Source organism: Flavobacterium lotistagni (assembly GCF_011392125.1).
Taxonomy (GTDB): Bacteria; Bacteroidota; Bacteroidia; order Flavobacteriales; family Flavobacteriaceae; genus Flavobacterium; species Flavobacterium lotistagni.
In genome coordinates, this window is the sequence record NZ_JAAJBU010000002.1 from 1 (window position 1) to 15,408 (window position 15,408).

The following is a 15,408-nucleotide window of genomic DNA, read 5'->3' on the forward strand; positions in this document are numbered from 1 at the left end:
GCGCTTCGGTAGCATCACCTACTTTGAATACTATAGGTTCGGTTACTTATTACGCACAAGCCAACGACGGAACTTGTAATTCGTTAACCAGAACACCGGTAACCTTGACCATCAACGCAGCTCCGGCGGCTCCAGTTTCAGGTGGAAATATTACCCAATGTGAGCAGTCTCCGATTCAAACATTAACCGCTACGGCAACTGTTTTGGCTGGAGAAACTTTAAGCTGGTATAATGCGGCCTCTGGTGGAGCAATTGTAGCAACACCTACTTTAAATACAACTGGCTCGGTAACCTATTATGCGGAAGCTTCTAACGGATGCCCTTCCACGACAAGAACTGCTGTTACCTTGACAATCGATTCGGTTCCGGCAGGCGCACCAGTTTCTGGAGGTAATATTACCCAGTGTGAACAATCGCCGATACAAACCTTAACTGCCACTGCTACGGTAGCTGTTGGACAAACCTTGAGTTGGTTCAATGCGGCAACTGGTGGAGCAGCAGTAGCAACGCCCACTTTAAATGCGCTCGGAAGTGTCACTTATTATGCAGAGGCAAATAATGGTTGCCCATCGTTAACAAGAACTCCAGTAACGCTGACTATTAATGCTGTTCCGGCAGCACCTGTTTCTGGTGGAAATATCACGCAATGTGAGCAATCTCCGATTCAAACCTTAACCGCTACTGCTACGGTAGGCGCGGGCGAAACGGTAACTTGGTATAATGCCTCAACAGGCGGAACAACTGTAGCATCTGCAACCCACAACACTACCGGAACCCTTGTTCTTTATGCCGAAGCCTCCAACGGTAATTGTGTCTCAATAAATAGAACACCTGTAACTTTAACCATAAATGCAGCTCCGGCAGCTCCGCTTTCTACTGGAAATATTACCCAATGCGAACAAGCTCCAATACAAACTTTGGATGCCAATAACGCTATTAGTCCGATACTGGGAATTACCACAACTTGGTACAATGCAGCCACAGGAGGAACAATCATAGCATTACCTACTTTGAACTCGGTTGGATCGGTTACCTATTATGCCGAGGCAAATGACGGAACTTGTTCATCATTAACTCGAACACCAGTAACTCTGACAATTAATGGTGCACCGGCAGCCTCTGTTTCCACCGGAAATATTACCCAATGCGAGCAACTGCCTATTCAAACTCTAAATGCCAACAACGCAATTACCACAGTAGTCGGACAAACCACCGATTGGTTTACCGCAGCAACAGCAGGTACATCGGTAGCATTACCTACCTTGAACACCGTTAGCACTATTACTTTTTATGCACAATCCAACGACGGAACTTGCTCGGCACTCAGCAGAACTGCGGTGACGCTAACAATTAACCCTGCTCCGGCAGCGCCATCTTCTACTGGAAATATTAGCCAATGCGAACAATCGCCAATACAAACACTCGATGCCAACAATGCGATTACTCCGGTAGTTGGGCAAACCATCGATTGGTTCAACGCGGCTTCAGGTGGAATTGCTGTACCGTTGCCAACTTTGAATACTATTGGAACCGTGACATATTATGCAGAATCTAACGACAGCACATGTTCGTCAAATACTAGAACTGCTGTAACCTTGACTATTATTGCTCCTCCGGCCGCGCCAATTTCAACGGGAAATATTACCCAATGTGAGCAATCTCCGATGCAAACCCTCGATGCCAATAATGCGATTACTCCGGTAACAGGACAAACCATCAGTTGGTTTACAGCAGCTACCGCGGGAAGCAGTGTCGCAACTCCAATACTTAATTCAGTCGGAAGTACAACATATTACGCAGAGGCAAATGATACGACTTGTGCTTCCTTGACCAGAACTGCCGTTACGTTGACGATTAATGGTGCTCCGGTAGCTCCTGTATCGACGGGCAATATCACGCAATGCGAACAATCGCCAATACAAACCCTCGATGCCAATAACGCCATCACGCCGGTTCTCGGACAAACAATAGATTGGTATACCGCAGCCACAGCGGGAACTTCTGTAGCATTGCCTACTTTGAGTTCGACCGGAACTATTACCTATTATGCCGAATCAAATGATGGAACTTGCACGTCTTATTCGAGAACTGCTGTTACTTTAACCATCAATGCGGCTCCGGCAGCTCCGGTATCTACAGGAAATATTACCCAATGCGAACAGTTGCCTATTCAAACCCTTGATGCCAACAATGCCATCGCTCCTGTTCTAGGACAAACAATTGATTGGTTCACGGCCGCTACTGCAGGAACAACGGTACTTTTTCCTACTTTAAATACTACCGGAACAGTTACTTATTACGCTGAAGCTAATGATGGAACTTGTTCTTCTCTGACTCGAACTGCAGTAACGTTAACGATCAACGCCGCGCCAGCCGCCTCCGTTTCGACCGGAAATATTACCCAATGCGAGCAGTCGCCGATTCAAACCCTTGATGCCAATAATTCGATTACCTCAGTGATAGGACAAACAACAGATTGGTTTACCGCAGCTACTGGTGGAACAACCGTTCTATTGCCTACTTTGAACACTACCGGAACAGTTACTTATTACGCCGAAGCCAATGATGGAACCTGTTCAGCATTAACCAGAACGGCAGTTACTTTAACGATTGACGCCGCTCCAGCAGCACCGGTTTCTACGGGAAATATTACACAATGTGAACAGTTGCCGATTCAAACCCTTGATGCCAACAATGCCATTACATTAGTTCCCGGACAAACCACCGATTGGTATACCGCCGCAACCGCCGGAACACCGGTTTTATTACCGACTTTGAATACCCCAGGAACAGTAACTTACTACGCCGAAGCCAATGATGGAACTTGTAGATCGCTAACTAGAACTGCAGTCACTTTAACGATTAATGCAGCGCCAGCGGCTCCAGTTTCTACAGGAAACATCACTCAATGTGAAATTTCGCCTATTCAGACACTTGACGCTAATAACGCCATCACAGCAGTAACAGGGCAAACTACCGATTGGTTTACAGCGGCCACGGCTGGAACTGCCGTATTGTCGCCTACATTAAACACAACTGGAACGGTCACTTATTATGCCCAAGCGAATGATGGAACGTGTTCATCACTAACCAGAACTGCAGTGGTTTTAACCCTTAACGCTGCGCCATTTGCACCCATTTCCAACGGAAATATCACTCAGTGTGAACAATCGCCGATACAAACTCTGAATGCCGTTTCAGCCATCACGCCATTACCAGGGCAAAATGTGAGTTGGTATACTTCGGCAGTAGGCGGTACTTTAGTTCCAATCCCTACATGGAACTCAACCGGTTCTATTACTTATTACGGAGAATCAAATGATGGAACTTGCCCATCGTATTCAAGAACTCCAATCACTCTGACCATCAATGCAGCGCCGGCGGCTCCAGCGGTTTCCGGAAATATTACCCAATGCGAGCAATTGCCGATACAAACTTTGAATGCCAACTCAGTAGTAACACCTATTCTGGGGCAAACCGTTAATTGGTTTTCTTCAGCAACCGGCGGCACAGCAGTAATTTCGCCCACTTTGAACACAACAGGAACAATAACTTACTACGGACAATCCAACGATGGAAGCTGTAATTCGCTTACCAGAACGACTGTTACTCTCACTATCGATGCAGCTCCGGCAGCTCCGGTTTCGAGTGGTAACATCACCCAATGCGAACAATCGCCGATTCAAACTTTGAACGCAAGTACTGCAATTACACCCATTCCGGGACAAACCGTTAATTGGTTTTCTTCAGCAACCGGCGGCACAGCAGTAATTTCGCCCACTTTGAACACTACAGGAACGATTACCTACTATGGAGAATCAAATGATGGAACTTGTAATTCGCTTACCCGAACTGCGGTCACGTTAACGATTAATGCCGCTCCTTCGGCTCCGATTTCGACCGGAAATATCACCCAATGCGAGCAATCGCCGATACAAACCCTCGATGCAAGCAACGCCATCACACCAGTTGCCGGACAAACAGTAGATTGGTTTACGACTGCCACAGGCGGAACTTTGATTGCGTCGGCTACACTAAACACACCGGGAACCATCACCTATTACGGACAAGCCAATGACGGCAGTTGTTCTTCACTCACAAGAACTGCGGTGACCTTGACTATTAATGCCGCGCCAGCCGCTCCGGTATCATCAGGAAATATTACACAGTGCCAAATTGCACCGTTACAAACCCTGAATGCAAATACAGCGGTAACTGTCTCGGTCGGACAGAATATCACTTGGTTTGATGCCGCTACTGGTGGGCTTTCGGTGACCAATCCAACATTAAATAGTATCGGAAATATTACCTATTACGCTCAAGCCAATGACGCTACTTGCAGCTCTTTCACGAGAACATCAGTTACGCTGACTATTAATCCGGCTCCGGCTGCTCCAGTTTCTGCGGGTGATATTTTCCAATGTGTACAAACACCGATTCAAACAATTACTGCGGTGGCTACAGCTCCAGGATTAACCATTACTTGGTTCAATGCTCCGGTAGGTGGCAGCGTGGTTACACCATCAATAAACACAGCGATTTCGGTGATTTATTACGCAGAATCTAGCGATGGTATTTGCCCCTCTTTAACCAGAACACCCGTCATTCTTACTATTGACCCGCTTCCGTTGGTACCTACAATTGGTGCGATTACCCAACCCGATTGTACTACGGCGACCGGCTCAGCGACCATTTTCCCAGTTCAGGCTGGTGTGACTTATAGTTTGGATAACGGCCCATTCACAACGACTGCATTTTACAGCGGGCTTTCTGCAGGAATAGTTCACACCATAGTAGCCAAAAGCACGGGCGGATGTGTTTCAGCACCAGCTCTAGTGAATATTCTAGCTCAACCCTCAACACCGGCTGCACCTACTTTCGTGGTGACACAACCCTCTTGTACGTTGGCCACCGGAACCATCACCATCAATGGTGTTACTGGAGAAACTTACAGCTTTGACGGCGGACCTTACTTGAGCAATTTAATTTACTCTGGTTTATTAGAAAGTTCAACCCATACTATTAAAGCCAAAAATGCCGCAGGTTGTACCTCACCCGTAGTGACTGTGACACTTGATGTACAACCACTCACACCAGCCTCGCCAACGCTTACCCCGATTCATCCGACTTGTACCGTAGCTACTGGAACAGTAGTAGTTTCTGGGGTTATTGGTCTAACTTACAGCTTAGACGGCGGACCTTTCACCAGTACTTTGAACTATAATCTTTTACCGGGCGGCGTAAGCTACAACGTGAGTGCGATGAACAGCAGCGGTTGTATTTCAGCACCAAGCACCATCAGCCTAAACCCGCAACCACCAACCCCTGCAACGCCATCGTATGTTACAGCACAACCGAATTGTACGGTTGCATTGGGAGAAATCAACATCAATGCGGTAGCGGGTGAACTTTACAGTTTTGACGGCAGCGGCTATTCTAATACATTATTTTACGGAAACCTCGCTCCAGGCACTTATGATTTAACCGCGCAAAATGGTTTCGGTTGTATCTCGCCTATTTCAAGTGTTGTAATCAATCCACAACCTATTACAGCAACTCCAGCAGTTACTGACGGTGTAATCTGTATCGATTCATTGACCGGAAATGTAATCAACCCGCTCACACTGAACACCAGAATTGATCCGGCCACGCATACTTTCGCCTGGACCATTGACGGGGTTACGCAAGCCAATACGAGTGCTATTTTTGTGGCCACACAACCGGGTATTTATACCGTGACAGCCACCAACAACGGCACCGGATGTAATTCATCTACGGTAACTATCAACGTAACCGAATCGAACCCGGCACTCGGAATTACCACACAAATCAACGGACAATTCACCAACGATGCCAGCGTAATAGTCACCGTAAACACCGGAACCGGTCCATTCTTGTATCAACTGGATTACGGCCCACCGCAACAATCGAATCTGTTTACCAATATCGCTCCGGGCACGCACAAAATAACCGTAGAAGATGAAAACGGTTGTACTTATATTACTACGGAGTTTGTCATTTTGGGTTATATGAACTTCTTCTCACCAAACAATGATGGCTTCAACGATACCTGGAACGTCATCGGGCTCAAAGACCAACCATCGGCCAAAGTTTATATTTTTGACCGCCACGGAAAATTCATCAAACAGGTCATTCCAACGGGCGAAGGCTGGGACGGAACGTTCAACGGGCAACCTTTACCTTCTACAGATTATTGGTTTAGAGCCGAATACACCGAGAACGGGCAGTCAAAAGAATTCAAGAGCCACTTCTCACTGGTGCGCTAAAATACCATGAAAAAAATAGGAATTTAATTGATTGTGATTTCAACTAGAAAACAGCCGAACACTTTCAATTAAATTTCTATTTTTGCGTCAGAAAACCATAACAACTACTCTATGCTAATTATCGGAATTGCCGGCGGCACCGGAAGCGGTAAAACCACCGTAGTCCACCAAATCATGAACGAATTGCCCGAGACCGAGGTGGGCATTATATCTCAAGATTCGTATTACCGAGACAATTCCAACCTAAGCTTCGACGAACGCGCCCTAATCAATTTCGACCATCCGCGCGCGATTGATTTCGATTTGCTTGTAGAGCACCTCAAAGAGCTCAAAGCCGGAAACAGTGTTGACCAACCAGTCTATTCTTTCGTGACGCACAACCGTACCGACGACACGATTCACACCCATCCGCGAAAAGTAATGATTGTCGAGGGCATCTTGATTCTCGCCCATCCGGAACTGCGCGATCTGTTCGATGTGAAAATTTTCGTTCATGCCGATTCAGACGAACGACTCATCCGCCGCTTAAAACGCGATATTGCCGAACGTGGCCGCGACATGGACGAAGTGCTCAACCGCTACCAAACCACGCTCAAACCGATGCACCTGCAATTCATCGAGCCTACCAAAGCCCACGCCGATATTATCATCCCGAACGACAAATACAACACCGTGGCCATCGATGTGGTTCGCGCCGTAATTAATCAGCGTATTTCATAAATTTTTCCTACTTTTATCGGGCTTTTTTTAAGAAGCTATTTCCCGCTATCCGCTCTATCTTTCCTGCCGAACCCCGGCACGAAAGGATGCCGCTGCTATCGGGGCTAAAAAACCTGTCCCATGGAAGAACAACCGCCTAAAGAAAAACACTGGTTCCTCAAGTTCGTCAGCAACAAATACATTTGGGTATTGCTGTTCTTCTGCGTCTGGATGCTGTTTCTAGACAATTACTCCTACTTCGATCATCGCGTACTAAACAAAGAAATCGAAGAACTCGAAGCCAACAAAAAATACTACCAAGACGAAATTCGCAAAGACCAGCAGAAAATCAAACAGCTGCAAAACCCCGATCAGGTCGAGAAATTGGCGCGCGAGAAATATTATATGAAACGCGACAGTGAAGATATTTACATCATCGAATACGAAGGCGACACGGTGAAAAAAAGGTAAAAAGACCGCTGCGCTGCGAGATAAAATATATAACAATGGCAGAGAATTTATTTCCAGATTTTGAACCCGTTTCTTCCAAGCAATGGAAACAACAAATCCAGTTTGAACTCAAAGGTGCTGACTACAATGATACCCTAGTTTGGGAATCGCCCGAAGGCATTAAAGTCAAGCCCTTTTATCACACCGACGAAGCTGGTGAACCACTATCGGTAAACACCAAAGCCACGGAATTTAAAATCGGACAAGCCATCTTTGTTCACGATTTGGAAAAATCAATTGCCAGAGCGCAAGACAGTATCAATCGCGGTGCAGAAAGTTTGTACTTCACGATTGAAAACCAAGAAACCAATGTAGCCCAACTACTCGAAAAATTGCCATTGGACTCCGTTAACGTCCATTTCAACTTACAGTTTCTCTCGTCAGATTTCGTCAAAAAAATTGAGGCGATTGCCCAAGACCACAATGCCAAAATATTCCTCAATCTCGATCCGATAGGCCATTTGGCCAAAGACGGCAATTGGTTCGCTTCGGCTGAAAAAGACAACTTCGAAACGCTCGCCAAATTAGCAACCACGCAAAGCTCCTTATTGAGTATCGACGGCACTTTATACCAAAACGCCGGAGCCAACATCGTGCAACAGCTTGCTTATATGCTGGCGCATGCCAACGAGTATTTCAACCGATTGACCATCAACCAACCCGTTGTGTTTCAGGTTGCGGTTGGAACCAATTACTTTTTTGAAATTGCCAAACTTCGGGCGCTGCGGTTACTGTTCAACAGAATTGCCTCGGAATATAACCATCTACACGATTGCCACATCCTGGCAGTTCCTACCAAACGCAATAAAACCTTATACGATTATAACGTCAATATGCTGCGTACCACAACCGAATGCATGAGCGCAATTTTCGGTGGCGCCGATACGATTGTGAACTTGCCTTACGACGCGATTTACCACAAAGACAACGAATTTGGCGACCGTATTTCCAGAAATCAACTGCTGATTTTAAAAAACGAAAGTTACCTCGACAAAGTAGACAATCCGGCGGACGGCAGTTATTACATTGAAAGTTTGACCCAGCAACTCGCCGAAAAAGCGTTGGCCTTGTTCAAAGACATCGAAGCCCACGGTGGTTTCTTGAAACAGCTCACTGAAGGAACCATCCAACGAAAAATCCAGGAAAGTGCCGACGCGGAACAAAAACTATTCGATGAAGGAAAAGAAATCCTATTAGGCACAAACAAATACCCGAACAAAAACGACCGCATGAAAGACGATTTGGAATTGTACCCATTTGTCAAAATCAAACCCAGGAAAACATTGATTACTCCGATTATCGAGAGAAGATTGGCCGAAAAAACAGAACAGGAGCGGCTTAATCAAGAATCAGTAAACAGCGAGCTATGAAAAAGGTATTGTTTTCTCTTCTTTTATTGATTTTTACGCAGTTCGCTAGCGCCCAACTCACCGATGCCGAACCTCAGGCTAAGGACGAGGAAAAGCTTTACAACACTGCTGGAGTAGATGTCAAGCCGGACTTTCCAGGTGGTATAAGCGAATTTTACAGTTATATAGCCCGAAATTACTGGGTTCCCAATATGAAAAATTTAAACGGTAAGGTATTCGTTAATTTTGTCATAGAAAAAGACGGGAGCATTAATGATATCAAAGTGATTAGGGATATTGGTTCGGGAACAGGCGAAGAAGCTATTCGTGTGTTACAGAAATGCCCGAAGTGGATTCCGGGTTCACAAAACGGCAAAAATGTACGAGTCCAGTATTCATTGCCTATAAAAATTGGTTCATGACAATATTATGAAAAGAAAAGACCTCCAACATCTCACCCTTAAGGGCTATCAAACTGACCACCGACTAGTGTCAACTCAGCACTTCTTGACTGCAGAAGGCATCGAAGTCAAACCGATTTATAGCGCAAAGGACACAGAAAATCTCGAGCACTTGGAATTTGGCGCCGGCTTCGCTCCTAACCTGCGCGGTCCTTATGCTACGATGTATGTACGCCGCCCATGGACGATTCGTCAATATGCCGGATTTTCAACCGCAGAAGAAAGTAACGCTTTTTACAGAAGAAATCTTGCAGCAGGCCAAAAAGGGTTATCTGTTGCTTTCGACTTGGCCACGCATCGCGGTTACGATTCAGACCATGAGCGCGTGGTAGGCGATGTCGGAAAAGCAGGTGTCGCCATTGATTCTGTGGAAGACATGAAAGTGCTTTTCGACCAAATTCCACTGCAAAAAATGTCGGTTTCGATGACCATGAATGGCGCCGTACTTCCGATTATGGCATTTTATATTGTAGCCGCCGAAGAACAAGGCGTTGCCCCGGAACAACTTTCGGGCACCATCCAAAATGATATCTTGAAAGAATTCATGGTACGCAATACTTACATTTATCCGCCCACGCCGTCGATGAAAATTATTGCGGATATTTTCGAATTTACCAGCCGGAAAATGCCTAAATTCAATTCGATATCCATCTCGGGTTATCATATGCAAGAAGCCGGAGCTACTGCCGATATTGAACTCGCCTATACTTTAGCTGATGGTTTAGAATACATTAGAACTGGTTTGGCTGCCGGAATGAAAATCGATGAATTCGCACCCAGACTTTCCTTCTTTTGGGCTATCGGAATGAATCATTTTATGGAAATTGCAAAAATGCGAGCCGCAAGAATGATTTGGGCCAAACTCGTGAGCCAGTTCCATCCGAAAGATGATAAATCATTGGCTTTAAGAACACATTGCCAGACTTCAGGTTGGAGTTTGACCGAGCAAGACCCGTTCAATAATGTGGCTAGAACATGCATTGAAGCAGCAGCGGCAGCCTTTGGCGGAACACAATCTTTGCATACCAATGCCTTAGATGAGGCCATTGCCTTACCTACTGATTTCTCGGCAAGAATTGCTCGTAATACGCAAATCTTCTTACAAGAAGAAACCAAAATCACTAAAACCGTCGATCCTTGGGCTGGTAGTTACTATGTAGAAAGCCTCACTAATGAAATTGCTCAAAGCGCCTGGAAACTTATCGAAGAAGTGGAAGAACTTGGCGGAATGACCAAAGCCATCGAAGCTGGAATTCCAAAACTCCGTATCGAAGAAGCGGCGGCCCGAAAACAAGCCCGAATTGACAGCGGCCAAGACATTATTGTGGGCGTGAATCAATACCGTCTTGAAAAAGAAGATCCGTTGCATATTCTTGACGTAGATAACCAACTCGTGCGCAAACAACAAATTGAAAGGCTAGAAAAAATTAAGGCTACGCGCGATTCGGCAAAAGTTAAAAACTCACTTAATCAACTAACTAATTGTGCGCAAACCGGAAAAGGCAATTTGCTCGAATTGGCCGTAGACGCTGCTCGAAACAGAGCAACTTTGGGTGAAATTAGCGACGCCTTGGAAACGATTTTCGGTCGTTACAAAGCACAAATCAAATCTTTCAGCGGCGTGTATAGTAAAGAAATCAAAAACGACGAAAGTTTCGAGAAAGCCAAACAATTGGCCGATACGTTTGCCAAAAAAGAAGGCCGTCGCCCGAGAATCATGATTGCGAAAATGGGTCAAGACGGGCACGATCGCGGCGCCAAAGTAGTAGCTACCGGTTATGCCGATGTTGGTTTCGACGTAGACATAGGACCACTTTTCCAAACGCCGGCCGAAGCAGCCAAGCAAGCGGTGGAAAATGACGTGCATATTCTTGGGGTTTCCTCTTTGGCGGCAGGGCATAAAACTTTGGTTCCGCAAGTCATAGAAGAACTCAAGAAATACGGTCGTGAAGACATTATGGTTGTTGTAGGTGGTGTGATTCCGGCACAAGATTATCAGTTTTTATTTGATTCTGGTGCTGTGGCGGTATTTGGTCCTGGAACCAAAATCAGTGATGCAGCTATTAAAATTCTAGAAATTCTGTTGGATTAAAATGCATATTAAGATCTTTTCAAAAAGTGGGCTTCTTGCCTTGTTGTTGACCGTCGCGCTTGGTTCCTGCGCTTCGTCTGATGATGAATATGTCGCTACTTCGCCTGTTGTGATGAACCTCGATGCAGTACCTTATCCAAAACTATCTGATTACAAGTTCTTTTCCGGTGCGATAAACCAATTGCAGCCGTCTTTTGGTGTTTTGCCTTATCGGCCTGCCAGCGAACTTTTCACCGACTATGCGCAAAAATCGCGTTTTGTTTGGATGCCAAAAGATAGTATAGCCAATTACACTACTGATCATGAAGTTTTGAACTTGCCTATAGGTTCGGCTTTACTGAAGAATTTCTATTACGACCAAGTACAGCCAGAGAATACCCGAAAAATTATCGAGACACGGGTGATGATCCGAAAAACCAGTGGGTGGATTTTTGCCAATTACGTTTGGAACAACGAGCAAACCGAAGCCACTCTTGATTTACAAGGCAGTACGGTTCCGCTTTCTTGGCGTGACCAGAACAATGTTTTGCAAACCATCAACTACAAAATTCCTTCTCAAATAGATTGTGCTAAATGTCATGCGGGAATGCACGAAAACCAGCCAATTGGCATCAAACCGCAAAATCTCAATCACAATTATTCCTATTCCTCAGGCAGTCAAAACCAACTTTCCAAATGGATTGCTTTTGGGTATCTCGAAAACAATTTGCCTGCAAACATTATTTCAACAGTGAACTATCTTGACGCTTCTCAGGATTTGAACCTTAGAGTTCGTTCGTACTTTGACAGTAATTGCGCGCATTGCCATCGAGAACATGGTGATGGAGAATTTGTTTCCATCCGAATGGCATTTAATGAAACGGTCGAACCGGCTAAAATGGGGGTTTGTGTGGGCGCTGCTTTGCAAGTTCCGGGTATTAGTCATGGCATGATCGTTTCTCCCAATAACACTGCCCAATCAACCTTGTATTACATGATGAATACTGACAATACTAATTTCCGTATGCCTCGAGTGGGCAGAACCATGGTGCATCAAGAAGGCGTGAATCTGGTGCAACAATGGATTGCGTCACTGCCTGCATGCAATTAAAATTATTTGAGTCAAGTAAATTATTTGTCCTATATTTGGCTTCTTCATTAGCAATTTTCACATCGCATATTTCTAATTAAAATGTATTCAAATGAATATCATTCAGAAGTTGAGTTGCTATTTTCTATTACTTTTTTGCGGTATCGCTTACGGAAATCCCTCGGACAATATTTTGCTGCAAAAAGGTTGGGATGCACTGGTGAAAGACCAAGAAAATGAAGCGTTCAATTATTTCTTTCAGGCCTACGAAAAGGCAAAAAAAGAAAATAACGTACATGACAAAGCCGAAGCTTTACTGTATTTGGGCATTTGTTCGTTCGGGGCCAGTTCTGAAAAAGGTTTGCGTTATGCCACCCAATCTTTGAGTGAGTATAAAAAGCTTTCTGCTACAAATCCGCAGGCAGCCAAAAAAGGCCGTAGCCGCTGTTTGCAACTCATTAGCACCATTTACAGTCGGCAGAAAAAATACCCTCAAGCTATAGCGCTCAGTAAGAGTGTTGTCAGCGATCTTGAAGGCACTAACGATACCGAAGGCACATTGGGTTTGGCCTACAGCAGTTTGGGAACTTTATACGAGCACCAAAAAAAAAGCGACTCCTCGACTTACTTTTTCAAACGAGCACTCGCAGAATTTGAACGCTCGAACAATATTGCTTACTTGCCTAATGCTTATATCAAAATGGGCGATTTGTCTAAAAAGAAGAATCAAAAACAGCAGAGTTATGAGCTATACAGCAAAGCGATGCGTTTGGCCGATTCATCAGAAAACAAACAAGCGCAAGTTTTGTCTTTAATTGCACTAGGAAATTGGGAACTGACGTTTAACCGCCAGCAACCTCAGGCCGAGATTTATTTTCAAAAGGCAAAACTTCTGTCGGAAAAATTGTCTGATAAAGTATTTGAAATCAAATCCATACAAGCACTTATCGATCTCAAAAAATTACAGCAGCAATTCATGGAAGTTAGCCAACTTCAGGACGAACAAATCCAAATCAAAGACCGCTACTACTCGCTCGAGCGAGAACAAATCGCCAAAAACCTTGAAGTACAATTTGAAGTGGCTGAGAAAGACCGTAAACTCGAACTCATTTCCAAAGAAAAAGAAGTATCGCGACTTACCAACTTTTTATTATTCAGTTTAGTGCTAATTTTACTGATTGTGTTTTCATTTTCGTATTTCTTTCTCAAGCGCATCAACAAACGTGACAAGCAACTCTTGAAAACCAAAGAGGAACTTTTTACGGCGCTCGAAGAACAGAAAAAGCTAAAAGAACAGCAATTCGAGAACGACATCGAGCACAAAGAAAGCCAACTCAGCGCAATTACGCTACAAATGCTACAAAAGAACGAGCTACTGGAAGAAATTAAATCCATCATCCGCAAGAAAGATGACTCGACCGAGAAACAACTCTCGAGAATCATCAACAGCCATTTCACGCAAGACCAAAATTGGAACGATTTCGACAAATATTTTGAGAGCGTCAACAAGAATTTCTACAACAAACTCAAACAGAAATATCCCGATATCAGTTCGAACGATTTGAAGATTTGCGCACTAATCAAGCTCAATCTTTCGATTAAAGAAATGGCTTCGATTCTGAATATTTCGCCCGACAGTGTTAAAACCGCGCGTTATCGACTTAGAAAAAAACTGCAATTGACCACAGAAGACAATCTCACTGAATTCATTTTATCGGTATAACTATAATAAAAAAACTCAGTATTTATCAGCCTTAAGACGATTGTTCACCTATTGTCTACCTACTTTTTAAAGTACCTTAAAACAATTTGGCTACTTTTGGAATGTGAAATTGCTATGAAGAAGAAATTTCAGTGTTCTTAACCAAACTAAACAATCATGAAAAAAAATTACTTACTCACCCTAATGGCCGTCACTGTTTTGAGTTTTGGAAATCTCCAAGGGCAAGTGGTCAATGGAAATTTCGAAACCATCAAGGAAAACGGTTTAATCAGTAACTGGAATACCAACTTGGCACTTCCTTTTTCTATTGATTTAGAAACACAAGAACCGGTTCAAAATTCGGTAACATTTGGCTGCTGGCCGGGTTTTGTTTTTCCAACTTGGGATGCACACCGCGGATTAACTGCCATGCAAATCACCAACGGTTGGGATATGAACACCCAAGTAATTTACCCTGGGAAATCGATTATTTTTAACGATGCGACTCAGGATTTTCCGGGCTGGAATCCGGGTGTTCCCGTTACTGAAAATGACGATGTAACCATGCTCGGTTTTTACTACAAATTTTTCCCGATGGGCAACGATGTGGCCGAAGCCAAATTGGTTCTTTTTAATGAAGAAGGAATGGAAATTGGCACTGCTAAGGCCTCAATTTCGCAAATGAGCAACAATTATAGTTATTTATACACTCCTGTTCAACGCACTGCATCGGGAACACCCACTTCGATGCAAATTTCATTTTCTATGGCCGAAGAAGGATCGACACCGAATTTTGGAAGTACTTTGTATATTGACGATGTGATTGTGAATTTTGCAGCATTGGCGAATGATCAATTCAATACAACTCAATTTGCTATTTTCCCGACAGCTGCGGAAAGAGAAATCAATATTGTGAAAGGAAATCAAGCACAAAGCGGCCAATACGATTTTACGATAACTAATACAGAAGGTCGTATTGTGAGTCGTCAATCCTTGAATTTGACCGATAATAATCCTGTGAATATTGATGTAAGCCAGCTTGCAAAAGGAGTTTATATGATTTCAGCCAAAGGTTTTTCGGCAAAATTCATTAAGAAATAACGTTTTGTAACGATAAAATTGAGCCTGACTTTTTAATTGAAGTCGGGCTTTTTTTATGGCTAGCTTTTATTTCTAAAGATTAATTTCCTACTTTAGTCCGACCGATTTTGGTTTTCCCCAAACCTCTGCGCTAAGCCC

9 protein-coding genes are annotated in these 15,408 nt (G+C 44.2%); all 9 read left to right on the top strand.

The window, feature by feature from the left end; translation table 11 throughout:
• Positions 1-23: 23 nt before the first annotated feature.
• Positions 24-6,287, top strand: coding sequence for an Ig-like domain-containing protein (locus tag G4D82_RS02845; RefSeq protein ID WP_207788115.1), 6,264 nt, complete (start codon positions 24-26; stop codon positions 6,285-6,287).
• A 111-nt stretch (positions 6,288-6,398) separates the two neighbouring features.
• Complete coding sequence (gene udk, locus G4D82_RS02850; protein ID WP_166334298.1) at positions 6,399-7,007, top strand: uridine kinase; 609 nt, start codon at positions 6,399-6,401, stop codon at positions 7,005-7,007.
• A gap of 120 nt (positions 7,008-7,127) precedes the next feature.
• Positions 7,128-7,457: an FtsB family cell division protein gene (locus G4D82_RS02855; protein ID WP_166334300.1), complete on the top strand. Its 330-nt coding sequence runs from the start codon at positions 7,128-7,130 to the stop codon at positions 7,455-7,457.
• Positions 7,458-7,492: 35 nt separating this feature from the next.
• Positions 7,493-8,866 carry a methylmalonyl-CoA mutase subunit beta gene (locus G4D82_RS02860; protein ID WP_166334302.1) on the top strand — a complete coding sequence of 458 codons (1,374 nt, stop codon included), beginning with the start codon at positions 7,493-7,495 and terminating at the stop codon, positions 8,864-8,866.
• Positions 8,863-9,267 carry an energy transducer TonB gene (locus G4D82_RS02865; protein ID WP_166334305.1) on the top strand — a complete coding sequence of 135 codons (405 nt, stop codon included), beginning with the start codon at positions 8,863-8,865 and terminating at the stop codon, positions 9,265-9,267. The genes G4D82_RS02860 and G4D82_RS02865 overlap by 4 nt, the downstream gene beginning before the upstream one ends.
• Before the next feature lie 7 nt (positions 9,268-9,274).
• Positions 9,275-11,398, top strand: a complete 2,124-nt coding sequence (gene scpA / locus G4D82_RS02870; RefSeq protein ID WP_166334307.1) for a methylmalonyl-CoA mutase — start codon at positions 9,275-9,277, stop codon at positions 11,396-11,398.
• Between the two features lies 1 nt (position 11,399).
• On the top strand, positions 11,400-12,488 hold the full coding sequence (locus tag G4D82_RS02875; RefSeq protein ID WP_166334309.1) for a hypothetical protein: 1,089 nt from the start codon (positions 11,400-11,402) through the stop codon (positions 12,486-12,488).
• A gap of 91 nt (positions 12,489-12,579) precedes the next feature.
• Positions 12,580-14,190, top strand: coding sequence for a helix-turn-helix transcriptional regulator (locus G4D82_RS02880; protein WP_166334311.1), 1,611 nt, complete (start codon positions 12,580-12,582; stop codon positions 14,188-14,190).
• A gap of 156 nt (positions 14,191-14,346) precedes the next feature.
• Positions 14,347-15,270: a T9SS type A sorting domain-containing protein gene (locus G4D82_RS02885; RefSeq protein WP_166334313.1), complete on the top strand. Its 924-nt coding sequence runs from the start codon at positions 14,347-14,349 to the stop codon at positions 15,268-15,270.
• The last annotated feature ends 138 nt before the right edge of the window (positions 15,271-15,408 follow it).